Below are 22,137 nucleotides of genomic sequence, written 5' to 3'. Positions count from 1 at the left end.
ATGCCCTCCCAGGGACGCGACCCGAAGTGCGTGTTGCACTGATTACAGTGTTGCACTGCACCGAGGCGCGCGCCACCATGCACCGATCTGCTGCGGATCAGCGACGATTCCGTGGCGTCAGAACACCGGAGGTGACCGGGGGAGCGGTGCGCAGCGGGGCGGCGGAGACGACGACGGGCAGCCACACCGCGGTGGACGCCATCACCGCCCCCCAGCACAGATACAGCCCGACCTGCGGCGTGTGGGGCATGTGGGTGACCAGCCCGGCCTGCGACCAGACGGCGAACAATCCCACCATCGAAGCGAGGCCCGAACCGAGCATCGCGACGGTCGCGGCGCGCCAGCGTCTGCGCACCAGCGCCACGAGGGCTGCCACCACCCCGAACACCAGCACGAACGCGTCGAAGATCCGTACCGGCATGGCGACCGCGGCGGAGTCCCAGCGTGCCAAGGTCGTCAGGGAGGTGACAGAGGTGGCCTGTGGCAGCAGCAGCCCCACGACGAGCAACGCCACGCAGCCCGCCAGGGCCCACGCCCGTGAACGTCCCAGGGTCACCTCGCCGGCGACCCGGTTTCCGATGCGGTCGAGATCGTGACGATATTCCGACAGGTCGTCCATGAAGTACCCCCGGAGCCTGGCGACACCTCGACTCAGTATGCGGCGCGTACCCCGCCGGCGTGCGTGCTTCGGTGAGCCCGGTTTCACCTGCACACGAACGGGCATGCTCGGGGCGTGAGCCGATACGACGCGTACATCTTCGACGTGCAGGGCACCTTGACGGACTTCTACACACCGGTGGCCCGCGCGGTGGAGACGGTCCTCGGTGAGTACGTGGATCCGTCCGCGGTGGGCGATTTCGTGCGGGCCTGGAGACAGGACTACTACGAGCGCATCCTCGAACTCGACCAGTCGGTCGACCATTGGTACCGGGTGCAGGATTCCTATGCCGACGGTCTCGGCGCGGTGTGCGAGCAGTTCGGGATCGACGTCCCCCCGGAGTTCCGCTCCGAGGCGGCACAGGCGTGGCAGCGGCTCGAAGCCTGGCCCGATGTGCGTCCCGGATTGGCGAAGCTCCGCTCCCGGGCCGTGGTCGCCACCCTGTCGAACACCGACATGGCCACGATGGTGAACCTGTTCCGCAACCAGCAGCTCGAGGCCGATGCCATCCTCACGGCCGAGTTGTTCGGCGCGTTCAAGCCCGAGCTGTTCCTCTACGAGCGCACGTGCCGCTATCTCGGCGTCGAGCCCGCCCGGGCGGCGATGGTCGCGTCCCATCCGTACGACCTCCGGGCCGCCCGCGAAGCGGGTCTGAACACCGTCTTCATGTACCGGCCGCTCGAATCCGGTCGCCTCGAGGACGCGGTCGACGACACCTCCGGCGAGTTCGACCATCGCATCGACGACCTGCGGGATATACCGTGACGGCGACGCTCACCAGCGGCAGGTGAGCGCTATGGCCACGGCCGTCGCCAGCGCCCCGGTGCCCACCCTCGCGGCCAGCCGGGCGGTCCGGCCGATGTCGGCCGGTTCCGGGGCACGTCCGTTCCCGAGCGTGCCGCGGTCCTCGACGACCCCCTGGTAGACGTTCGTGCCGCCGAGGCGCAGGCCGAGTGCACCCGCGAACGACGCCTCCACCGGGCCGGCATTCGGGCTCGGATGCTTGTGGGCATCACGACGCCAGGCCGTGACCGCCGCACGCGGATCGTCGCCGAGCGCCGCGGTCAGAACTGCCGTCACGCGCGCGGGAACGAGATTGAGCAGGTCGTCGAATCGCGCCGCTGCCCACCCGAACCGTGCGAGGCGCGGCGTGCGATGGCCGACCCGCGCGTCGAGTGTGTTCGCCGCCCGGTAACCCAGCAGTCCCGCGGGACCGAGCAGAGCGCCCCACCACAGCGGGGCCACCACGGCGTCGGAGGTGTTCTCCGCGACCGATTCGACGGTGGCACGGGCGATGCCGCGCTCGTCCAGTCGTGACGGGTCGCGTCCCACCAGGTGCGTCACCTGGCGGCGTGCGGCAGCAAGATCGCCCTCGCGGAGCTGGGCATCGATCGTCCGCGCCTCGTGGCCGAGCGAGCGTCCACCGAGCACGACCCAGGTCGCGAGGGCCGTGACCGCGATCGACAGCACCGGGCGACGGCGGGTCGCGCGGTCGGCGACGTACCCCACCGCTCCGGCGGAACCCACCAGCACCGAGGTGAACACCACCCCGGCACCGCGGTTGTCGGCATAGAGCCGGTCCTCGGCGGTGCGCGCCAACGTTCCGAAACCGCTCACGGGATGCCACCGCTGCGGATCGCCGAAGACCTGGTCGGCAGCGTAACCGAGCGCCAGCCCGAGGGCCCTCTGCTTCACAGGATCGTTCTCCATGCCTCGACGAGCGCCGCCGTGGTGGCGGCATCGCGCACCGCGATGCGCACCCACCCGTCACCGAGACCGGGGAAGGTGTCGCCGCGACGCAGCGCGAAACCCTTCTCCCGCAGCTTGTCCCGAGTCCCTTCGGATACCTCCGCCAACACGAACGGGGCCGTAGCGGACGGGACCACGTGGATTCCGAGACCGGAGAGAGCGTCGACGAGAACCGCCCTGTCGGCGGTGATCTCCCGGGCGATCACGGCAGTCTCGCATGCCGCTTCGTCGGACGCGCACGCGATCATCGCAGCCGCGGCGGGAGTCGACACCGACCAGGGTGGTTGCTGCGCAGCGAGATCCGTGATCACCTCAGGGTCGCCGACGACATACCCGGCGCGCAGACCCGGGATCGCCCAGGTCTTGGTGAGCGACCGCAGCACCACGAGCCTCGGAACGCACCGGCCCGTCAGCGATTCCGTCTCACCGGGCACGGCGTCCATGAACGCCTCGTCGACCACGACGACCCGCCCTGGTCGCACCAGTGCCAGGATGGTGCCGGACGGATGCAGCACCGAGGTGGGGTTGGTGGGATTGCCGACGATCACCAGGTCGGCGTCCTCGGGAACCGCAGCCGGATCGAGGACGAATCCGTCCTCGCGGCGCAGCACCACACGGGTGACACGGTGTCCCGCGGCGAGCAGGGCGGCCTCGGGTTCGGTGAACTGCGGGTGCACCACGACCGGCTTCCGCCACGGGCGTGCCCGGGCGAGCAGGGTGAACGCCTCGGCGCCTCCGGCCGTCGGGAGAACCTCCTCGATGCTGCGGCCGTGACGGGCGGCGAGGGCGGCGCGGGCGTCGCTCGGGTCGGGATAACGATCGAGACGGTCGAGCGAGGAACGCAGGGCGTCGTCGAGCCAGGCCGGTCGCGGTCGGCGCGAGACGTTGACGGCCAGGTCGACCAGCCCTTCGGTCGCGTCGCGGTCGCCATGATGGTGCAGGTCGGGTTCGGGTGTTCGACGATGTGCCGGTGCGGAGGTGGGTTCGGGCGCGGGTTCCGCTGCCCGTGCGGCGTCCGCGAATCGTCGTGCGAGTTCGGGATGTCCGGCCCAGTGCGTGTGCAGATACGACGCGTGCACGGTCGCGGTCGCGACGCCGTCCGGCCGGCCGTCGAGCAGCCACGCCGGGGACGAGCCGGAATCGATCACGGTGCGGTGGAATTCGTGTCCGGTCACACGGCTGCCTGCAGGAGCGAGGAGAGTGTCCTGCGGGGCGATCGCCGTGCGGTAGCCGAGTGTCAGGCGCGGTGTCATCCGCGCCGAGGCGTCGAGCGCGCCGACCATCTCGTGTCCGTCGACGTCGCGCCCGAGATAGAGCAGACCGGCACATTCGGCGACGGTCGGAAGCCCCGCCGCGATCGCGTCGCGCAGGTGTGCGCGCAGAGGCGCGTTCGCGGCGAGGTCGGCGGCATGCAGCTCGGGGAAACCGCCACCGAGATAGATCCCCGCGGTGCCGGCGGGCAGTCGTTCGTCTCGCAGTGGATCGAACGCCACCGGTCGGCATCCGTGTGCGCGCAGAAGTTCCTCGGTCTCGGTGTACCGGAAGGTGAAGGCCCGGCCACCGGCGACGGCGATCACCGGACCGTCCTCCGCGGAGGATCCCGGATCCCACGCCGTGGCCGGGAGATCCGGCGCCGCCGAGGCGATACCGACGATCTCGGCGAGATCGATGCGTTCGGCGATCTGCGCCGCGAGCCGATCGACCTGTGCTGTCGCCTCGCCGCGCTCCTCGGCCGGAACGAGTCCGAGATGCCGCGAGGGGACGGTGATACCGTCGTCGCGCCCGACGACTCCGAGGACCGGGATGCCGGTCGGTTCGAGAGCGCGGACGACCTCGTCCGAATGTCGCCGGGATCCGGCCTTGTTCAGGATCACACCGGCGATCCGTGTGCCGCGGTCGTAGGACGCCATGCCGTGCGCGATCGCCGCGATCGACCGGGAGGCATGGGAGACGTCGACGACGAGAACCACCGGCGCGGCCAGCAGTGCCGCGACGTGGGCGGTGGACGCGTACCCGTCGGTGCCGGTCATCCCGTCGTACAACCCCATGACGCCTTCGATCACGGCGATGTCCGCCGCGGCGGCGCCGTGCAGGAAGAGGGGAGCGACGAGGTCCTCGCCGACGAGATGCGGGTCGAGGTTACGACCGGGCCGGCCCGTGGCGAGCGAGTGGTATCCGGGATCGATGTAGTCGGGACCGATCTTGTGGCCCGACACGATGTGTCCGGCCCCTCGCAGAGCGGCCATGAGACCGGTGGCGACAGTCGTCTTGCCGTGCCCGGACGCGGGTGCGGCGACGACCACACGTGGAACTCTCACCACTCGATCCCTCGCTGACCCTTCTGTCCCGCATCCATCGGATGCTTGATCTTCGTCATCTCCGTCACGAGGTCGGCGACCTCGACGAGCTTCGGATGGGCCCGGCGGCCCGTGATCATCACGTGCTGGCGCCCCGGCCGTGAAGTGAGGGTCTCGACGACCTCGTCGATGTCGATCCAACCCCATCCGATGGGATAGGTGAACTCGTCCAGCACGTACAACCCGTGCTGTTCCGCAGCGAGACGTCGCTGGATCTCGCGCCATCCGGCGAGCGCATCCGCCGCGTGATCCTCCTCGGTGCCCTCCTTCCGCGACCACGACCAGCCCGACCCCATCTTGTGCCACTCGATGGGACCGCCGGTACCCCGCTCGTCGTGCAGGCGGGCGAGAGTCTCGAAGGCCGTCTGTTCACCGAGGCGCCACTTGGCGGACTTGACGAACTGGAAGACCGCGACCGACCATCCCTGGTTCCACCCGCGCAGAGCGAGGCCGAAAGCAGCTGTCGACTTACCTTTTCCGTCACCGGTGTTGACCATCAACAGGGGCCGGTTACGACGCTGGCGGGTGGTGAGACCGTCGGCGGGCACGACGGTAGGTTGTCCCTGGGGCATCAGGCAGCCCTTTCCCTGACGATTCCGGCGAGTGCGTCGGCGTCCACCTCACCGACGGGTACGTACTCGGCACCGAGGCGTTCGGCCAGACGGGCCGCGAGACCCATCCGGAACCGGCCGGTCTCGGAGTCCACGACCACCGAGGAGATGCCTTGCGCGGCAATGATGTCTGCAGCATCGAGGGATCGCGTGACAGCGTGAGGCCCCGCGGTCGCGCGGCCATCGGTGACCACGACGAGCAGTGCCCGCCGTTCCGGGTCGCGCAGCGCGTGTTTCCGGATGGTGCTCGCAGCCTCGAGCAGTCCCTCTGCGAGCGGTGTACGTCCGCCCGCCGGAAGTTCCTGCAACCGGGCGGCCGCGACGTCGACCGAACCGGTCGGCGGAAGTACGAGGGTGGCGCCGGTGCCGCGGAACGTCACGAGACCGACGGTGTCGCGGCGGCGGTAGGCGTCGAGCAGCAGGGACAGGACTGCCGTCTTGACCTGGATCATCCGATTGCGTGCCGCCATCGATCCGGAGGCGTCGACGCACAGCAGCACCAGATTGGCCTCGCGGCCCTCGATGATCTTGCGGCGCAGCTGCCATCCGTCCTTGTCGGTGACGACCGTGGCACGAATCGACGCGGGCAGGTGGACGGGACCGGAATCGCCGCGCCGGCTTCCCACGGCGCGGCCGATCGTGGTGACCGCCCGCGACCGGCGACCGGCCGCCCCGCGCCCGACCCGGTCGATGGAGAACACCTCGGTGCGATACGGATCCGACGCCGCCGACAGCGTGGTGGACGACCGGCCGGCCGAGTCGGAGGCCACGTCGCCCGCAGTCTCGCCGGGTGCGCTCTCCCCGCCACCGGGATCGTCGTCGGGGCCGGGATCGGGATCAGGGTCGGTGTCGTCCTCGCCCAGCAACTCGTCGAGCAGGTCGTCGCTGCTGGTGGGCGCATCGAAGGGATTGCGCCGCCGCCGGTGCGGCAGTGCCAGCCGCGCCGCTGCCGCGATGTCCTCGCGTGTCACTTCGGTGCGCCCGTACCACGCGGCGTGCGCGATCGCGGTGCGAGCGGTGACGAGGTCGGCACGCATGCCGTCCACGTCGAAGGCCGCGCACACCTCGGCGATCGAGACCAGTGCGTCGTCGCTCAGCACGACCTGCGGGACGAGTTCGCGCGCGGCGACGATGCCCCGCGACCATTCGGCGTCCCGATCCGCCCAGCGGGCGGCGAATCCGGCGGGATCGGCGTCGAAGGCCATGCGTCGCCGTACGATCTCGGCACGCACCCGCGGGTCGCGGGGCGCGGCCACGTCGACGGCGAGTCCGAAGCGGTCGAGAAGTTGCGGACGCAGTTCGCCTTCTTCGGGATTCATCGTTCCGACCAGCACGAACCGGGAAGCGTGTGCGACGGACACACCGTCACGTTCGACGGTCGAACGGCCCATCGCGGCGGCGTCGAGCAGCAGATCCACGAGGTGGTCGTGCAGGAGGTTGACCTCGTCGACGTACAGCACACCCCGATGGGCGAGGGCCAGGAGACCGGGTTCGTATTCGGCCCTGCGTTCGGACAGCGCTTTTCCGAGATGCAGCGAGCCGGTGACACGATCCTCCGCCGCACCGACGGGTAGTTCCACGAGCCGCACCGGCCGGATGTGCGCGGCCGCATCGGCCGGATGAGGGCCGTCCGGACAGGACGGATCGGGTGCGGTCGGATCGCACGAGAATCGGCACCCCTCCACGACGGTGACCGGCGGCAACAGTGCGGCGTGGGCACGCACCGTCGTCGATTTCGCGGTGCCCTTCTCGCCGCGTACCAGCACACCGCCTATCGACGGCGACACCGCACACAGGGTCAGGGCCAGCGCGAGGTCGTCGGAACCGACCACCGCGCCGAACGGATACACGTGCACTCCAACCTCCACAGGCTCCCGCTGGGATGTTCTCCGGGGCAAGCTGTTCGAAGGCCGGTATTCGGACTTCCCGGTCGGACGCCGTGCGATCGCCTTCCCGGACCGTGTGGTCCAGTGGCTGCGCGTATGCGCGTGATCGACGACTCCCGGGTCACCGCAGCGGGCCTGTGCCGGATTCTCACCGGCTTCCCGATTATCCCCGTGAGGGGCACCTTCGATTGCCTTGCTGCGGCCGAGTCTAACCCCAACCCGTGGGCTAGGGTTCACCGCCATGGGTTCACGCATCACCGTCGTCGGTATCGGAGCGGACGGGTGGCCGGGTGTGCCGTCGCTCATCCGGGAACGAATACTCGCCGCCGACGTTCTGGTCGGCGGCCGGCGGCACCTCGGCCTGGTACCTGCCGGCCGTGCGATGCGCGAGCCGTGGCCGTCGCCGCTGCTGCCGGGCCTCGACGATCTCCTCGAGCGGCACGCAGGCAGGGATGTCGTCGCCCTCGCGTCGGGCGATCCGCTGGTCTCCGGGATCGGTACCACCCTGATCCGTCGACTGGGCCGCGACGCCGTGCGGGTGATCCCCGCCGTGTCCTCGGTGGCGCTCGCCCGCGCCCGCATGGGCTGGTCTGCGGAGGAATGCGAGACGGTGACCGTGGTGGGACGCGAGATCGACTCGCTGCGACGGTTTCTCACCCGCGGGCGGCGGCTCGTCGTCCTCGTCGACGGAGGGCGGGTGCCGGACGTCGCGGCGCTGCTCGCCGAGGGGGGATTCGGCCGGTCGCGGACGACGGTGTTCTCGAATCTCGGGGAGGATGCAGAATCCCGGATCGATTCGACAGCAGACGATCTCGTGAACGCATTGGTTCCGTCGTTGAGTCTGCTGTGCATCGAGGTCGACGGTTCCGCAGGGTTGTCGGCAGTGCCCGGTCTCGCCGACGAGCTGTTCGAGCACGACGGCCAGCTCAGCAAGCGGACCGTGCGCCTCGCCGCGGTATGTGCCCTCGCGCCGCGTCCGGGGGAGCTGCTGTGGGACGTCGGTGCCGGTGCCGGTTCCGTCGGAATCGAATGGGCGCGCACGCATCCCCGTTGCCGCACGATCTCGGTCGAGGGCAACGCCGGTCGCGCCGACGCGATCGAGCGCAATGCCGCCGCGCTGGGGGTGCCGTCCACCGTGCGCGTCGTGCGCGGACCCGCCCCCGCTGCACTCGCCGGTCTCGAAGCGCCCGACGCGATCTTCGTCGGTGGGGGAGGAAGCCGTGACGGCGTGCTCGGCACATGCTGGGACGCACTGTCTCCCGGCGGAAGGCTCGTCGCGCACGCGGTGACCCTGGAGACCGAGGCCGTCCTGGTGCGGTGGTGGAAGATGCACGGCGGTGAACTCGTGCGCCTGTCCGTCGAACACGCAGATCCGATCGGAACATTCACCGGGTGGCGCGCGCAACGACCCGTGGTGCAATGGAGTGCAGTGAAAGGTGAACGATGACCGTCCATTTCGTCGGGTCCGGACCTGGAGCGGCCGACCTGCTCACGCTGCGAGCGGTGAACCTGCTCCGCGAGGTCCCGGTGGTTCTGTACGCCGGTACCTATCTCGATGTCGAGACCCTCTCGCACTGCCGTGACGACGCCGAACTGATCGACACGCAACATCTGGACCTCGACGAGATCACCGCCCACCTCGTCGACGCACACCGGCGCGGGCTCGATGCGGTGCGGCTGTGTTCCGGCGACCCGTCGCTGTACTCCGCGCTCACCGAACAGACGCGACGACTCGACGCCGCAGGTGTGCCCTGGGACGTCACACCCGGTGTTCCGGCCTACGCTGCGGCGGCGGCGGCGCTCGGTACCGAACTGACCGTTCCCGAACTCGTGCAGACGGTCGTGCTGACCCGCACCCAGGCCCGGTCGACGGCGATGCCCGGCACGGAGGCGCTCGCGCGGGTCGCCGGGCTCCGGGCGAGTCTCGTCCTGCACCTGGCGATCACACGCGTCCGGGTTCTCGCCGAGGAACTCACGGTGGAGTACGGCGCCGACTGCCCCGTCGCGGTGGTCGCGTTCGCGTCGCGCCCGGGCCAGGTCGTGCTGCGCGGCACCCTCGCGGACATCGCCGACAGTGTCGAGGCAACGGGACTGAAGCACACCGCTGTGATCGTCGTCGGGCGGGCCCTCGGGGTCCGGGAGCAACCCGATGTCGCCTGCTCGCACCTCTACGACCCCGCCCGCGAACGTCACGGTCTCGGATAACGCTTCACCCTCGCGCGCCGGACCTGTTGACAAGCCGGGGGTGAACACCGTTCACTCGGTCAGGGTGAACAATGTTCACCCTGATGGGCGACAACGGAGATGGGGACATGGCACGAACGACATCGGCGTCGAGCACCACGATCACGACGCTGCTGAGCCTGGCCGGCCTCGTCGCGGCCCTGCAGACCACGCTGGTCATTCCGCTGCTCCCGGACTTCCCCGAGATCCTGGACGCCTCGGCCGGCGCCGCGACCTGGCTGGTCACCATCACGCTGCTGACCGGAGCGGTCGCCACGCCCATCGTCTCCCGCTCCGCCGACATGTTCGGCAAGCGCCGGATGATGGTGCTGTCGCTGGCCATGATGATCGTGGGGTCGCTGATCGCCGCGCTCGGCGGGAGCTACCTCACGGTCCTCATCGGGCGCGCCCTGCAGGGCTTCTCCTCGGCGCTCATCCCCGTCGCCATGGCAGTACTGCGCGACCTGCTGCCCCGCGAGAAGGTCGCCGGCGCGGTGGCGCTGACCAGCGCCACGATGGGCATCGGCGGCGCCCTGGGACTGCCCGCAGCGGGCGTTCTCTACGACACCCTGGGGTGGGCGTCGGTCTTCTACGTCTCGGCGGCCGCCGGTGTGCTCCTCCTCGTCGGCATCCTCGTCACGGTTCCGGCGAGCGCATCCGGTACCCGGGGCCGCTTCGACCTCGTCGGCGCGGTGTTGCTGTCACTCGCGCTGGTGGCGCTGCTCCTCGGCATCTCGAAGGGCCCGGTGTGGGGCTGGTCGAGTCCACAGACCCTGGTGAGCCTGGGGGTGGCCGCCGTCGTCCTCGCGCTCTGGGTGCCCTACGAACTGCGCGTGCCCGTTCCCATGATCGACCTGCGGGTCTCGTCCCACCGGCCCGTTCTGCTCACCAACCTCGCGGGGCTCTTCGTCGGCTTCGCGGCGTACGCGAACACGCTCTCCACTACGCAGCAACTGCAACTCCCCGAGGTCACCGGTTTCGGATTCGGACTCAGCGCAGCGACCGCGGGACTGTGCATGGTTCCGGGCGGACTCACGATGCTCGTCGTCTCTCCGTTGTCGGCCCGCCTGACCGCACGCTTCGGTGGCCGCACCACACTCCTGGCCGCGGGCCTGCTCATGACCGTGGCCTACGGATTCCGGATGGCTTTCGACGACACGGTGGCGCTCATCATCATCGGCAGTGTCCTCGTCAGCATCGGCAACGCGATGGCCTTCGCCACCATGCCGGCACTGATCATGGGAGCCGTCCCGCTTTCCGAGACCGCTGCGGCCAACGGTCTCAACAGCCTGCTCCGGACGATCGGATCATCGGGTATGAGTGCGGTGGTCGCAGCGTTGGTCGCCGGTCTCACCGTCGAGGTGGCCGGGACGGTCTTCCCGTCCCACAGTGCCTTCACGGTGATGTTCGCGATCGCGGGCGTCGCGACGTTCTCCGCTGGCCTGGCAGCCGTGTTCCTTCCCCGGCATCGACCGTCGACGGCGAGCGTCGCGGACGTATCAGTGGAGGCGAAGGCATAAGTGACCGAACGATCCACCCGCGAGGTCATCCTCGACGCCGCCCGGCCGCTGTTCGCCGAGCGGGGCTTCAACGGCACCACCATCAGAGATGTCGCCGAAGCGGCAGGTGTCTCACCGGCGCTCGTGATGAAACTGACCGGCAGCAAGGCCGAACTGTTCCAGGCGGCGGCTCCGGATTCTCCCGGGCTCGCCGAGGCCGTCCGTCACGACGAGCCGGTCGGATACCGGATGGTGCGTGCCGTCGTCGAACGACGGGATTCGGACGACTACGAATTCTGGGCGGTGGCACCCTTCCTGGTTCGTGAGGCAACGGATCCGGCGGTTGCCCGCGCACGCACGAGCGAGCGGGTCGTCGGCCGGATCGCGGCGCTGATCGGCGACCGGTCGGCGGGGACGGCGCGCTCGCAGATGGTCGTCACGCTTCTGCTGGGGCTGGCGGGCAGCCTGAGGACGTTCGGGATGCTGCCACCCGACGTGATTCCCAGCGCGACCCTCATCGAGACCTACGGCCGGCTCGTCCAAGCGGTCGTCGACGATCCCGAACTCTGAACGTCGACCGACCGCTTCGTCCACACGGCACCGGTCGACGTCACCGACGTAGCCGCCGCGCCGACGATGAGCAGGCATCTCATGTCGACGCTCACCGGATCCAGCTTCTCGAGCGTCGTCACCTCGAGAGACTCGCCGGGCCGTCCCACATCGCGCCCGATCACGACGACGGTGTCGGCCGGACGATGTTTCAGCAGTATCGCTTTCGCATCGGCGACCTGCGTGCTGCGCGAGCGCGACGCCGGGTTGTAGACAGCCAGGACGAGGTCGGCCTCGGCGACCGCCGCCAGTCGCTTCTCGATCACGTTCCACGGCTTGAGGCGATCCGACAGGCTCATCACCGCGAAGTCACCACCGATAGGGGCGCCCGCCCGCGCTGCCACGGCCTGCACCGCGGAGACACCCGGCAGGACGCGGATCGGTACGGACGCGTACTTCTCGTCCTGCGCGGCCTCGAAGACCGCCGACGCCATCCCGAACACTCCGGCGTCACCGCCGGAGACCACAGCGACCTTCTCACCGGACAGAGCGAGATCGAGCGCGAATCGCGCGCGGTCCACCTCCACGGTGTTGCCACTCGAATGACGGTGCAGCCCGGTGCGAACCGGAACGCGGTCGACGTACGGTCCGTATCCGACGACGTGATCGACCTGCGTGAGCGCGTCCGCGGCTTCGGACGTCAGCCACTTGTCGTCGGCCGGGCCCAGCCCGACGACGAGCAACTCGTTCGTCACGTCCGCTTCCGGCGGCTCCACCACGACCGGCCGGGAGCGGTCGCCGATCTCGCGGTTCTTCGGCGCACGGTCGCCGGCGGTGAGGATCACCGAGAAGTACGGCACCGTGTCCGCGTCGACCTCGGCGACCGGCAGGATGCGTTGCCGATCCATCGATGCGCGTTCGACGTAGACCGCGTCGTCGAGTCGACCGGACTGGGCGAGCGCCTCCCGGACGGCGGGGAACGTCCTGCCCAGCTTCATGATCGCCGCGCCGTCGGTGTCGGCGAGCCGGCGGGCCAGTTCCGGGGTGGGAAGCGTGCCCGGCAGGATGGTGAGTACGTCGGTGCGGCGGACCATCGGCTCGGCCGCGGCAGCCGCAGCAGCGGACACCGACGTCACACCCGGTACCACCTCCGTCGGGTATCGCGGCGCGAGGCGGTCGTGCAGATACATGTACGAGCCGTAGAACAGCGGATCACCCTCGCACAGCACCACCACGGTGCGGCCCGCGCCGAGATGGACGGCCAGCCGCTCGGCGGACTCGTCGTAGAAGTCGGCGATCGCGCCGTCGTAGCCACCGGGGTGTTCGGTGGCGCCCGTGGTCACCGGATACACCAGCAGTTCCTCGATCACCCCGTGCGGGATCAACCCGGCCGCGATCGATCGGGCGATGGAACGGCCGTGCGTGCCGGAATAGTAGGCGAGCACGTCGGCCTCACCGATCAGCCGGGCCGCCTTGAGCGTGATCAGCTCCGGGTCGCCGGGCCCGAGGCCCACCCCGTAGAGTCTGCCGGGCATCGTCGTCTCGCTCATTCCGCCTCCTGGGCAAGTGCATTGATCGCGGACGACGCCATCGCCGAACCGCCGCGCCGCCCCCGGACCACCAGATGCGGTATCCGCAACGGATGGCCGAGCAGTGCTTCCTTGGATTCGGCGGCACCGATGAACCCCACGGGCACGCCCACGATCGCCGCGGGACGCGGGGCGCCCGCGTCGAGCATCTCGAGCAGATGGAACAGCGCGGTCGGTGCATTGCCGATCGCGACGACCGCCCCATCGAGCCGGTCCGTCCACAACGACACCGCCGCGGCCGCCCGCGTGGTGGCCCAGCGCTCGGCGAGTTCGGGAACGCGCGGATCGGCGAGCAGGCACACCACGTCGTTGCCGGCGGGAAGCCGCGTGCGCGTGACGCCGGAGGCGACCATGTTCGCGTCGGTGAGTATCGGCGCGCCGGCGTTGAGCGCAGCGCGCGCTGCCGGAACGAGATCGGGATGGATCACGAGATCGCGTGCGAGATCGGTCTGTCCGCTCGCGTGGATCATCCGCACGGCGACCTTCTCGGCATTCGTGGGGACCGCGGTCAGATCCGACTCGGCGCGGATCGTCGCGAACGACCGGACGTAGATCTCGGCGCCGTCGGTGACGTAGTCGTACCGGCGGGGCGGCGCGGACACGCGCGGGGGGAGCGGGGGCTGGACGGTCACGGTGAGCTCCTGGCGAGGACAAGAGTGTGCGGGGAGTGCGGTGCGCCGCAGGCGCGTTCGCACCCGGCGACATGAATTCGGGAATCGGTGGTATCTCCGGCGACGATCCGGCGGGCCTCGGCCCGGGTGTCACCCTGGGCGAGGCTACACCCGGGCGCGCCCGTGCACGCGCTCACCCGCTGCCAGGCCGACTCGGCAGTGGTCTCGAAGCCGACTTCCCGCAGGACAACGGGATTCGTTCCGCCCGCGATCACCAGACCACGCCAGGGCGTGACCACGACACCCCGATCGGGCAGGGCGGCCACCATTCCCGGGGTGAGAATCCCGAGCGGAACCAGAACCGACACCGCGTCACCGAGCATTCCGTACGGCATGGTGAAGCCGGCCGGGCGTGGTACGGGATCCCCGCCCCCGAGCTCGGCACCCGCGCGCGGGAGCAGGCGCACGTGCCACACCGATTCCCGTATCTCGACGAAGCGGCGGGCGAGCCGGATCAGGGTCGCCGGCACCTGCGAAAAGGGGACCGACGGGCCCTCGAGCGCGCCGATCGAGATCGTCGCCGTCCCGGCGTCGCGGACGATCGCGGCCAGGTCGCATCGCAAAGCGGCGATATCACCGCGACCGTCGTCGATGCCGAACAGGAACCGTCCCGGCAGATCCGTGAGCGTGGAATCGGCGCACAGCGCGGCGTCGAGCTCGCGGACGAGCGGACGGACGTCGGCGAGACCGCCCTGCAGTCCCGACAGTGGCGAGGCGACGATGTTCCGTACCCGTTCGTGACTCCCGGAGGGCAACAGTCCCGCCGCGATCACCGCTGCCGCCAGGGCAGTCGGCACCGACCCGCACTCGTCGAGTTCGATGCCCCTGAGCTGCAGGTTCCCGCGCGACGTCAGATGCACGTCGCCGTCGGCGAACGCGGTGGACGCCGCGGAGAGCGCGTGCAGAGTGCCGTCGGGGAGTTGCCCGCCGGGTACCCGCACGCGCACCAGCGCACCGTCGGCAGCGATGTGCGGCCGGAGGATTCCGGGACACCGGTCGGGGGGAAGAAGGGGTGGCTGAGCGTCCACGGACGCACATGCTTGCACACCTTCCGGCCGGCGTGCGCTACGCTCGCATCGCCGTGGTGCTCGGGAAGCCGGTGGGAAACCGGCGCGGCCCTCGCCACTGTGAGCGGATAGTTGCTCGCCCTCGTCCGTACCGGTCCGCCGGTTCGGAGGCCACTGGAGTCATCCGGGAAGGTCGGCGCAGCAGCGATGACCCGTCAGCCAGGAGACCGGCCACGGCACGTGAGGTCCACGAGGGTTATGGAGACTGAACATGGCTGTACGCCTGTATTTTCGGGCCGCGTCGTGACGCGCCTGACGTTGTTGTCGACGTCCGACACCGACCTGTTGTCGGCGCGGTCGAGCGGCTCCGAGTGGACGCTCGGTAACCCCTCGCGCCTCGACGTGTCCACCGAACTGCATGCTCTGCTCGACGGATCCGACCTGGTGGTCGTACGGATACTCGGCTCCGCGCGTAGCTGGCAGAACGGGCTCGAGACCGTGCTCGCGGCCGGGGTTCCGGTGGTCGTCCTGGGCGGTGAGCAGACTCCCGACGCCGAGCTCATGGGGCATTCGACCGTACCCATCGGCACCGCCGCCGAAGCGCATCGTTATCTCGCCCACGGTGGTCCGGTGAATCTCGCACAGCTGCACGCATTCCTGTGCGACACCGTGCTGCTCGGCGGTGAAGGCTTCGAACCACCCGCCGAACTGCCCGCGTGGGGCATACTCGACCGACCCGCGGCGCCGGCCGGCGACGACCTGCCCCGTGTGGGCGTGCTGTTCTACCGAGCCCACCACACCAGCGGAAACGTGCAATTCGCACACGACCTCGCCGACGCGATCGACGCCACGGGCAGGGCCCGCGGAGTCGTGATCCACTGCGCCTCGCTGCGCGGTGCGCCGGACGATCTGCTCGCTGCGCTCGGAACCCTCGACGCGCTCGTCGTGACGGTGCTGGCGGCCGGCGGAACCAGACCTGCCACCGTGAGCGCCGGCGGTGAGGACGAGGCATGGGACGTCGGGGATCTCGCGGCACTGGACATCCCGATCCTGCAAGCGCTGTGTCTGACCTGGAGTCGTGACGACTGGGCGGAGTCGGACGACGGTGTGTCGCCGCTGGATTCGGCCACGCAGATCGCGGTCCCCGAGTTCGACGGCCGCATCATCACGGTGCCGTTCTCGTTCAAGGAACTCGACGCCGACGGACTGCCCCGCTACGTCACCGATCCGGAACGGTGCCGACGCGTCGCCGGTATCGCGGTGGCGCACGCACGATTGCGACACGTGCCGCCGCCGCAGCGCCGGATAGCGATCATGCTGTCCGCCTACCCGACCAAACATTCCCGGGTCGGTAACGCCGTCGGTCTCGATACCCCGGTGTCGGCGATCCGCATGCTGCGCGCTCTACGCGATGCCGGATACGACCTCGGCGACGGATTTCCCGGCATGGACGTCGAGGACGACACCGAGGCCGGCAACACCCTCATCCACGCCCTGATCGATGCCGGTGGGCAGGACGAGGAATGGCTCACCGCCGACCAGCTGGCCGGAAACCCGGTGCGAGTGACCACGTCGGACTATCTCGCATGGACCGGTGATCTACCCGTCGAACTCACCGATGCCATCGGCGAGGCGTGGGGACCGGCGCCCGGGTCGCTGTTCGTCGACGGCAGTGGTGACGACAAGGCGATCGTGCTGGCAACCCTGCAGGCCGGCAACGTGGTGCTGATGATCCAGCCGCCCCGCGGATTCGGTGAGAACCCGGTCGCGATCTACCACGATCCCGACATGGCACCGTCGCATCACTATCTCGCCGCCTACAAGTGGGTCGAGCACGGCTTCGGTGCCGACGCCGTGGTGCACCTGGGCAAGCACGGGTCGATGGAGTGGCTGCCCGGAAAGAACGCGGGCCTGTCCGCGGCGTGTGCAACCGACGCCGCGATCGGAAACCTGCCGCTGATCTACCCGTTCCTCGTCAACGACCCGGGTGAGGGAGCGCAGGCCAAGCGCCGCGCCCACGCGACGATCGTCGATCACCTCATCCCGCCCATGGCACGTGCCGAATCGTACGGTGACATCGCACGTCTCGAGCAGTTGCTCGACGAGTATTCGAACATCGCCGCGATGGATCCGGCCAAGCTACCCGCGATCCGCGCGCAGATCTGGACGCTGATCCAGGCCGCGAAACTCGACCACGATCTCGGGCTCGACGACCGCCCGCACGACGCCGAATTCGACGACTTCCTGCTCCACGTCGACGGCTGGCTGTGCGAGGTCAAGGACGCCCAGATCCGGGACGGTCTGCACGTCCTCGGTGCCGCACCGACCGGTGGGGCGCGGGTGAATCTGGTGCTGTCGATCCTGCGTGCCGCGCAGGTGTGGGGAGGCAAGAGCAACGCCGTGCCCGGTCTGCGTACCGCGCTCGGGTTGAAGCCCGACGCCCCGGTGGCCGAGGTCGACAGGGTGGAAGCCCTCGCGCGGTCGCTCGTACAGGCCATGGAGGACGACGACTGGAACGCGAGGTCGTCCGAGCGCGTTGTCGAATCCGTTCTCGGTCATCCCGATTCCGAAGTCGCGCGGGTACTCACCTTCGCTGCCGACGAGGTGGCTCCCCGCCTCGCGGGCACGACGGCCGAGCTCGACGCCGTGCTTCACGCACTCGACGGCGGTTACGTCCCCGCCGGTCCGTCCGGATCACCACTGCGCGGCCTGGTCAACGTGCTGCCGACAGGCCGGAACTTCTACACCGTCGACCCCAAGGCCGTGCCGAGCCGCCTCGCCTACGACACCGGTGTCGCCCTCGCGAACAACCTGATCGAACGGTACGTCACCGACACGGGGGAGTACCCGCGGTCGGTGGGTCTGTCGGTGTGGGGGACGTCCGCGATGCGCACCGCCGGTGACGACATCGCCGAGGTGCTCGCACTCGTCGGCGTGCGACCCGTATGGGACGCCGAGTCGCGCCGGGTCCGCGAACTGACCGTGATTCCGCTCGACGAACTCGGCCGGCCGCGCATCGATGTCACAGTCCGGATCTCCGGTTTCTTCCGTGATGCCTTCCCCCATGTCATCGGCATGCTCGACGATGCGATCCGCATGGTCGCCGCACTCGACGAGCCCGACGACCGGAACTACGTGAAGGCTCACGCCAAGCGTGACGAAGCCGCGCACGGCGACGCCGATCGCGCGGTGCGCCGGATCTTCGGGTCGAAGCCCGGTTCGTACGGTGCGGGCATCCTGCAGCTCATCGACTCCGGCAACTGGCGCACCGACGCCGATCTTGCCGAGGTCTACACCGCCTGGGGTGGATTCGCCTACGGCCGCGGCGTCCACGGGGTCCCGGCCGACGAGGACATGCGTTCGAACTACCGCCGGATCGCGGTGGCCGCGAAGAATACCGACACCCGTGAGCACGACATCGCGGACTCGGACGACTATTTCCAGTACCACGGCGGCATGGTCGCGACGGTGCGTGCGCTCACGGGTACCGACCCGAAGGCGTACATCGGCGATTCCACCACGCCCGACGCGGTCCGCACCCGCTCGCTGGCGGAGGAGACCGCGCGGGTGTTCCGCGCGCGTGTCGTCAACCCGCGCTGGATCGGCGCGATGCGCCGGCACGGGTACAAGGGAGCCTTCGAACTCGCTGCGACCGTGGACTATCTGTTCGGCTACGACGCCACCGCCGGAGTGGTCGAGGACTGGATGTACGAGTCGCTCGCGCAGAACTACGCGCTCGACCGGGAGAACCAGGACTTCCTCCGCGAGGCGAATCCGTGGGCGCTGCGCGGGATCATCGAACGTCTCACCGAGGCGACAGATCGTGGCCTGTGGGCCGAGCCGGATCCCGAGACGGTGAGCCGGTTGCAGCAGGTCTATCTGGAGGTCGAGGGCGATCTCGAGGACCGCGCGTGAGAGTTCGGCTCATCGGTATCGGCCCCGGAGGACCCGACGATCTCACAGTGGCGGCGGTGCGTGCCCTCGAGAGCGTCGATGTCTTCCTCGTGGCCGACAAGAACCGGGGCGTGGACGATCTCGTCGACGTGCGCGAGGACATTCTTCGCCGCCACACCTTCGGTGCGCATCGGGTGATCGTGGTGCCCGACCCACCTCGGGACCGGAATCCGGAGCGCTACGGCGACGAGGTGCGCGACTGGCATGCCGCCCGCGCCGCGGCCTACGAATCCGTTCTGCTCGAACAGGTTCGGGACGACGAGACGGTCGGCTTCCTGGTCTGGGGTGATCCGGGCCTGTACGACAGCACGATTCGCATCGTCGACCGCATCCTCGAGCGAGGCAGAGTGCGACTCGACTACGACGTCCTTCCGGGTGTCAGCAGTGTGCAGATGCTCGCTGCGCGACATCGATTGGTGCTCAACACTGTCGGAAGCTCCATTCTGGTGACCACCGGCCGGCGGCTCGGCACCGGGATCGAGGCCGGAGCCGACAACATCGTCGTCGTGCTCGACGGCGGTCTCGCGTGCTCGGAGCTGCGCGGGCAGTGGAACATCTGGTGGGGTGCGAATCTCGGGACCGATGACGAGGAACTCGTCGCCGGTCCTCTGACGGACGTGCTTCCCTCGATCCGTGCGGCCCGCATCCGCGCGAAAAACGCACGCGGCTGGGTGATGGACACCTACCTGCTGCGACGCTGCTGACCCGCCCCGGCCGGGCGCCGGCGACTACGGTCTGCCGGGTGGGGCGCTGGGTGCCTGAGCGGCGGCGGCGCGGCCGCTCAGGTCCGAGAGGGCCAGTGCGTGGCGTGGTGGACGCTCGAGGAGCATCGTCCGGCTCAGCTGCTGCTGCGGTCCGACGTGGAGGAGTTCGCCCGCTTCCAGCGACGTCCACCCCGGGTCCTCGTCCATCTGTTCGGTGGCCACGACCACGGAGGACTTCGTGGCCAGCGCACCCGACCGGGTACGCACGGTCCCGGAGGCACCGGCGTGCTCGAGATGCCGGCTCCCGCTCGCACCACCCGGCCGACGAGACAGGAACATCAGATCGTGGACGGCGGGATAGCGGAAGGCCCACATCTCGTCGGCGGTGACGAGCACGAAATTCAACGACAGCATGCGCAGGTTGTCCGCGACCCATTCGACAGCCGACCTGATTCCGGCAGTGACGTCACCGCCGTGCTCGTCGACCCGTTCGGTGATCAATGCGAAGAACCGCTCCGAATCGGTGTCGCCGTGCACGAGTTCCCGCCGGTCGCCGAGTTCCGCCTCCAATGCGGGCAGGTCCTCGATCACGCCGTTGTGGGCGAACAACCGGCCGTTCTGCTCGAACGGATGAGTGTTGGCCGGCACGAGATCGCCCGTGGTGGCGTAGCGGATGTGTGCGATGAACGTCCGGGACTCGTGTTCCCGGGCCTCGAGCGCGAACGCCCTGTCCTTGTAGGCCGCGATCGGTTGTTTCTCGACGAGCGGACGGCCGTCGGCGGTGAAACTCCCCAGACCCGTGCCGTCGGGCATGCGGTGGCTCTGCTGCGCGAGGCTGTCCTCGGCGTCGAGGAGCCAGAAGGTGGCGTGTACGCGGTGAGGTGCCGCGGACATCCCGAAGAGTCGGCACATGGCCGTCACCTGCCCGTTTCGAGGCCGGGCGTGCCGGCCTAGTCGTCGTCGGAGCGTTCCACCACGTCCGGAGCGTTCTCGCGGGTGGCCATACCACCGTCGCGACCGTGGTCGACCGGGCCCGGCGGATCCCTGCGGACCTCGTCGTCCTCGTTCTTCGATGTTCCCATTGGTGCCTCCGTAGATGAGATGCCCTGTGACCGGGTATGTACCCCGGTAGCCGCTTCCGCACACGTCAGGGGGCAATTCAGGCGGACGGTCGCGGGATCGTCGACGCTTCCCCGTGGCGGAGCGGCGCAGGAGAGCGTTGACTGTCCGTACGGGCCTACAGGGAGGGAAGGGCACATGGAGATACGCGGCAAGGTATTCGTCGTCACCGGTGGGGGCAACGGGATCGGACGTGACGTCGTCCTCGAACTGCTCGTCCGCGGAGCGCGGGTCGCTGCCGTCGACCTGCGCTCCGAAGCGCTCGACGGCACCCGGGCGCTCGCGGTCGCCTATACCGATCGACTGACCACGCACACCGTCGACGTGTCCGACCGCAGCGCTGTCGAAGCACTGGTCGGCGAGGTGACCGCCGCGCACGGGCATGTCGACGGCATCGCCAACGTCGCCGGCATCATCCAGAAGTTCGTCCCGTTCGCCGAGCTCTCCTACGAGGAGATGACGAAGGTTCTCGACGTCAACTACTGGGGCACCGTGCACCTGTGCAAGGCGTTCCTACCCGCTCTGCTGTCGCGTCCGGAGGCGAGCCTGCTCAACGTCTCCAGTATGGGTGCGTTCGTGCCGGTACCCGGTCAATCGGTCTACGGTGCGAGCAAGGCCGCGGTCAAACTGCTCACCGAAGGTCTCTACGCCGAACTCCGCACCACGAAGGTCGCCGTGACGCTCGTGTTCCCGGGAGCGATCCGCACGGGCATCGCCGAGAACTCCGGGGCCGCGATTCCGGGACGCGACACCGACGGGACCGCCAGGATCACCTCGTCCGCCCAGGCGGCGGGCCGCATCGCCGACGCGATCGAGAAAGGCACCTTCCGCGTGTGCATCGGCAGGGACGCCACCATGCTCGACCTGCTGGCACGGCTCATGCCGCGCCGCAGCATCGATTTCCTGGCGAAGAAGATGGGTTCGCTCGTCGACCGCTGAGCGGACACCCCCGATCCGTCAGAGCGCGCGCATCGGGTGCGGCCGGGGCGACAGGTCCGTGGGAGAGCGGCTCAGCACGATGGGGAGCCACTGCGAGGTCATCACGATCATCACCAGCCACTCGACGATCATCGCCGCTGTCGGCCGGTGCGGGGCGTCGGTGACCATCCCCGACTGCGACCAGTAGGCCAGCAACCCGAAGAAGGACGACAGACCCGAACCGAGCATCGCGAGTGATGCCAGTTTCCACCGCCGCAACCACAACGCCAGCGTGGAGACGACCACACCGAACACCAACGCCAGCCCCACGAAGATCCGCAACGGCACGGCCACCGGGGCAGCGGTACCGAACCAGCTTCCGAGAACCGTCCACGACCACGCCGCCGACGACTGCGGCAACAGCAGGCACACCGTCAGCACGACGACGCAGACAGCGAGCGCCCGTCCACGTCGACCCGGATCGAATTCCCCGGCGATCTTCTTCTCGATTCGTGCGAAGTCGTTCCGATAGGCCGACAGATCCGCGCTCATGCCTCAGCCCTTCCGTTCCGACACATGAGTGGCCATTATGCGCTCGGGGCGGATGTGACCCTGCTCATGTCGGTCACCTGCCATTATGCTC

At 69.2% G+C, this 22,137-nt stretch carries 19 protein-coding genes and 2 riboswitches; of the genes, 8 read left to right on the top strand and 11 right to left on the bottom strand.

Annotated features, from left to right (window positions below; all coding sequences use genetic code 11):
- Window positions 1-97 precede the first annotated feature (97 nt).
- Complete coding sequence (locus tag MOM01_RS07125) at window positions 98-619, bottom strand: Rv2732c family membrane protein (protein ID WP_241384715.1); 522 nt, start codon at window positions 617-619, stop codon at window positions 98-100.
- 114 nt (window positions 620-733) lie between these two features.
- Between MOM01_RS07125 and MOM01_RS07120 the strand changes: the two genes are divergently transcribed.
- Window positions 734-1,423, top strand: coding sequence for a haloacid dehalogenase type II (locus MOM01_RS07120; RefSeq protein ID WP_241384714.1), 690 nt, complete (start codon window positions 734-736; stop codon window positions 1,421-1,423).
- A gap of 9 nt (window positions 1,424-1,432) precedes the next feature.
- Here the strand turns inward: MOM01_RS07120 and MOM01_RS07115 are convergent, their stop codons facing one another.
- The 4 genes from MOM01_RS07115 to MOM01_RS07100 are packed head-to-tail and all read right to left on the bottom strand — an operon-like array spanning window position 1,433 to window position 7,231.
- Entirely contained in the window at window positions 1,433-2,353 is a 921-nt protein-coding gene (locus tag MOM01_RS07115; RefSeq protein WP_241384713.1) for a cobalamin biosynthesis protein, read from the bottom strand.
- Complete coding sequence (locus tag MOM01_RS07110) at window positions 2,350-4,725, bottom strand: cobyrinate a,c-diamide synthase (RefSeq protein ID WP_241384712.1); 2,376 nt, start codon at window positions 4,723-4,725, stop codon at window positions 2,350-2,352. The genes MOM01_RS07115 and MOM01_RS07110 overlap by 4 nt, the downstream gene beginning before the upstream one ends.
- Complete coding sequence (gene cobO, locus MOM01_RS07105; protein ID WP_241384711.1) at window positions 4,722-5,336, bottom strand: cob(I)yrinic acid a,c-diamide adenosyltransferase; 615 nt, start codon at window positions 5,334-5,336, stop codon at window positions 4,722-4,724. The genes MOM01_RS07110 and cobO overlap by 4 nt, the downstream gene beginning before the upstream one ends.
- Window positions 5,336-7,231 (bottom strand): VWA domain-containing protein, encoded by a 1,896-nt coding sequence (locus MOM01_RS07100; protein ID WP_241384710.1) that lies wholly within the window; start codon window positions 7,229-7,231, stop codon window positions 5,336-5,338. Before MOM01_RS07100 ends, cobO begins: the two co-directional genes overlap by 1 nt.
- Window positions 7,232-7,266: 35 nt before the next feature.
- A riboswitch (cobalamin riboswitch) is annotated at window positions 7,267-7,462 on the bottom strand.
- A 40-nt stretch (window positions 7,463-7,502) separates the two neighbouring features.
- Between MOM01_RS07100 and cbiE the strand changes: the two genes are divergently transcribed.
- The 4 genes from cbiE (at window position 7,503) to MOM01_RS07080 (ending at window position 11,553) form a co-directional block, all read left to right on the top strand.
- Window positions 7,503-8,708, top strand: a complete 1,206-nt coding sequence (cbiE, locus tag MOM01_RS07095; protein WP_241384709.1) for a precorrin-6y C5,15-methyltransferase (decarboxylating) subunit CbiE — start codon at window positions 7,503-7,505, stop codon at window positions 8,706-8,708.
- The gene (locus MOM01_RS07090) at window positions 8,705-9,466 is read left to right on the top strand and encodes a cobalt-precorrin-4/precorrin-4 C(11)-methyltransferase (RefSeq protein ID WP_241384708.1); all 762 of its coding nucleotides are present in this window, start codon (window positions 8,705-8,707) and stop codon (window positions 9,464-9,466) included. The genes cbiE and MOM01_RS07090 overlap by 4 nt, the downstream gene beginning before the upstream one ends.
- Before the next feature lie 107 nt (window positions 9,467-9,573).
- On the top strand, window positions 9,574-11,004 hold the full coding sequence (locus tag MOM01_RS07085; RefSeq protein ID WP_241384707.1) for an MFS transporter: 1,431 nt from the start codon (window positions 9,574-9,576) through the stop codon (window positions 11,002-11,004).
- Window positions 11,005-11,553 carry a TetR/AcrR family transcriptional regulator gene (locus MOM01_RS07080; protein WP_241384706.1) on the top strand — a complete coding sequence of 183 codons (549 nt, stop codon included), beginning with the start codon at window positions 11,005-11,007 and terminating at the stop codon, window positions 11,551-11,553. It abuts the gene before it with no gap.
- On the opposite strand, the gene MOM01_RS07075 is transcribed toward MOM01_RS07080, so the two are convergent.
- From MOM01_RS07075 to MOM01_RS07065, 3 genes are read right to left on the bottom strand one after another with little or no spacing between them, the layout of a single operon-like run.
- Window positions 11,508-13,082: a precorrin-2 C(20)-methyltransferase gene (locus MOM01_RS07075; protein WP_241384705.1), complete on the bottom strand. Its 1,575-nt coding sequence runs from the start codon at window positions 13,080-13,082 to the stop codon at window positions 11,508-11,510. The genes MOM01_RS07080 and MOM01_RS07075 overlap by 46 nt on opposite strands.
- Entirely contained in the window at window positions 13,079-13,753 is a 675-nt protein-coding gene (locus tag MOM01_RS07070) for a precorrin-8X methylmutase (protein ID WP_241384704.1), read from the bottom strand. The genes MOM01_RS07075 and MOM01_RS07070 overlap by 4 nt, the downstream gene beginning before the upstream one ends.
- The gene (locus tag MOM01_RS07065) at window positions 13,750-14,820 is read right to left on the bottom strand and encodes a cobalamin biosynthesis protein CobG (RefSeq protein ID WP_241384703.1); all 1,071 of its coding nucleotides are present in this window, start codon (window positions 14,818-14,820) and stop codon (window positions 13,750-13,752) included. Before MOM01_RS07065 ends, MOM01_RS07070 begins: the two co-directional genes overlap by 4 nt.
- A 37-nt stretch (window positions 14,821-14,857) precedes the next feature.
- A riboswitch (cobalamin riboswitch) is annotated at window positions 14,858-15,049 on the top strand.
- Window positions 15,050-15,102: 53 nt separating this feature from the next.
- Between MOM01_RS07065 and cobN the strand changes: the two genes are divergently transcribed.
- Both cobN and cobF read left to right on the top strand, forming a co-directional pair.
- The gene (gene cobN / locus MOM01_RS07060) at window positions 15,103-18,714 is read left to right on the top strand and encodes a cobaltochelatase subunit CobN (RefSeq protein ID WP_241384702.1); all 3,612 of its coding nucleotides are present in this window, start codon (window positions 15,103-15,105) and stop codon (window positions 18,712-18,714) included.
- Window positions 18,711-19,457 (top strand): precorrin-6A synthase (deacetylating), encoded by a 747-nt coding sequence (gene cobF / locus MOM01_RS07055; protein ID WP_241384701.1) that lies wholly within the window; start codon window positions 18,711-18,713, stop codon window positions 19,455-19,457. The genes cobN and cobF overlap by 4 nt, the downstream gene beginning before the upstream one ends.
- Window positions 19,458-19,481: 24 nt before the next feature.
- Here the strand turns inward: cobF and MOM01_RS07050 are convergent, their stop codons facing one another.
- Together MOM01_RS07050 and MOM01_RS23030 are read right to left on the bottom strand one after the other, a co-directional pair.
- Window positions 19,482-20,369 carry a class II glutamine amidotransferase gene (locus MOM01_RS07050; RefSeq protein ID WP_241384700.1) on the bottom strand — a complete coding sequence of 296 codons (888 nt, stop codon included), beginning with the start codon at window positions 20,367-20,369 and terminating at the stop codon, window positions 19,482-19,484.
- Window positions 20,370-20,407: 38 nt separating this feature from the next.
- The gene (locus MOM01_RS23030) at window positions 20,408-20,539 is read right to left on the bottom strand and encodes a hypothetical protein (protein WP_277609372.1); all 132 of its coding nucleotides are present in this window, start codon (window positions 20,537-20,539) and stop codon (window positions 20,408-20,410) included.
- Between the two features lie 175 nt (window positions 20,540-20,714).
- On the opposite strand from MOM01_RS23030, the gene MOM01_RS07045 reads away from it, so the two are divergent.
- Entirely contained in the window at window positions 20,715-21,515 is an 801-nt protein-coding gene (locus MOM01_RS07045) for an SDR family NAD(P)-dependent oxidoreductase (RefSeq protein WP_241384699.1), read from the top strand.
- 18 nt (window positions 21,516-21,533) lie between these two features.
- On the opposite strand, the gene MOM01_RS07040 is transcribed toward MOM01_RS07045, so the two are convergent.
- Window positions 21,534-22,046 carry an Rv2732c family membrane protein gene (locus MOM01_RS07040; RefSeq protein ID WP_241384698.1) on the bottom strand — a complete coding sequence of 171 codons (513 nt, stop codon included), beginning with the start codon at window positions 22,044-22,046 and terminating at the stop codon, window positions 21,534-21,536.
- Window positions 22,047-22,137 lie beyond the last annotated feature (91 nt).

Source organism: Rhodococcus sp. CH91, assembly GCF_022554085.1.
Taxonomy (GTDB): domain Bacteria; phylum Actinomycetota; class Actinomycetes; order Mycobacteriales; family Mycobacteriaceae; genus Rhodococcus.
This window is presented reverse-complemented; position numbering and strand designations above follow the sequence as displayed.

What these genes read in the sequence shown, in the direction of transcription:
- MOM01_RS07045 (WP_241384699.1), top strand. Translation starts at nt 20,715, where the DNA reads ATGGAGATACGCGGCAAGGTATTCGTCGTCACCGGTGGGGGCAACGGG.
- MOM01_RS07075 (WP_241384705.1), bottom strand. Translation starts at nt 13,082, where the DNA reads ATGAGCGAGACGACGATGCCCGGCAGACTCTACGGGGTGGGCCTCGGG.
- MOM01_RS23030 (WP_277609372.1), bottom strand. Translation starts at nt 20,539, where the DNA reads ATGGGAACATCGAAGAACGAGGACGACGAGGTCCGCAGGGATCCGCCG.
- MOM01_RS07125 (WP_241384715.1), bottom strand. Translation starts at nt 619, where the DNA reads ATGGACGACCTGTCGGAATATCGTCACGATCTCGACCGCATCGGAAAC.
- cbiE (WP_241384709.1), top strand. Translation starts at nt 7,503, where the DNA reads ATGGGTTCACGCATCACCGTCGTCGGTATCGGAGCGGACGGGTGGCCG.
- MOM01_RS07040 (WP_241384698.1), bottom strand. Translation starts at nt 22,046, where the DNA reads ATGAGCGCGGATCTGTCGGCCTATCGGAACGACTTCGCACGAATCGAG.
- MOM01_RS07090 (WP_241384708.1), top strand. Translation starts at nt 8,705, where the DNA reads ATGACCGTCCATTTCGTCGGGTCCGGACCTGGAGCGGCCGACCTGCTC.
- MOM01_RS07085 (WP_241384707.1), top strand. Translation starts at nt 9,574, where the DNA reads ATGGCACGAACGACATCGGCGTCGAGCACCACGATCACGACGCTGCTG.
- cobO (WP_241384711.1), bottom strand. Translation starts at nt 5,336, where the DNA reads ATGCCCCAGGGACAACCTACCGTCGTGCCCGCCGACGGTCTCACCACC.
- MOM01_RS07050 (WP_241384700.1), bottom strand. Translation starts at nt 20,369, where the DNA reads ATGTGCCGACTCTTCGGGATGTCCGCGGCACCTCACCGCGTACACGCC.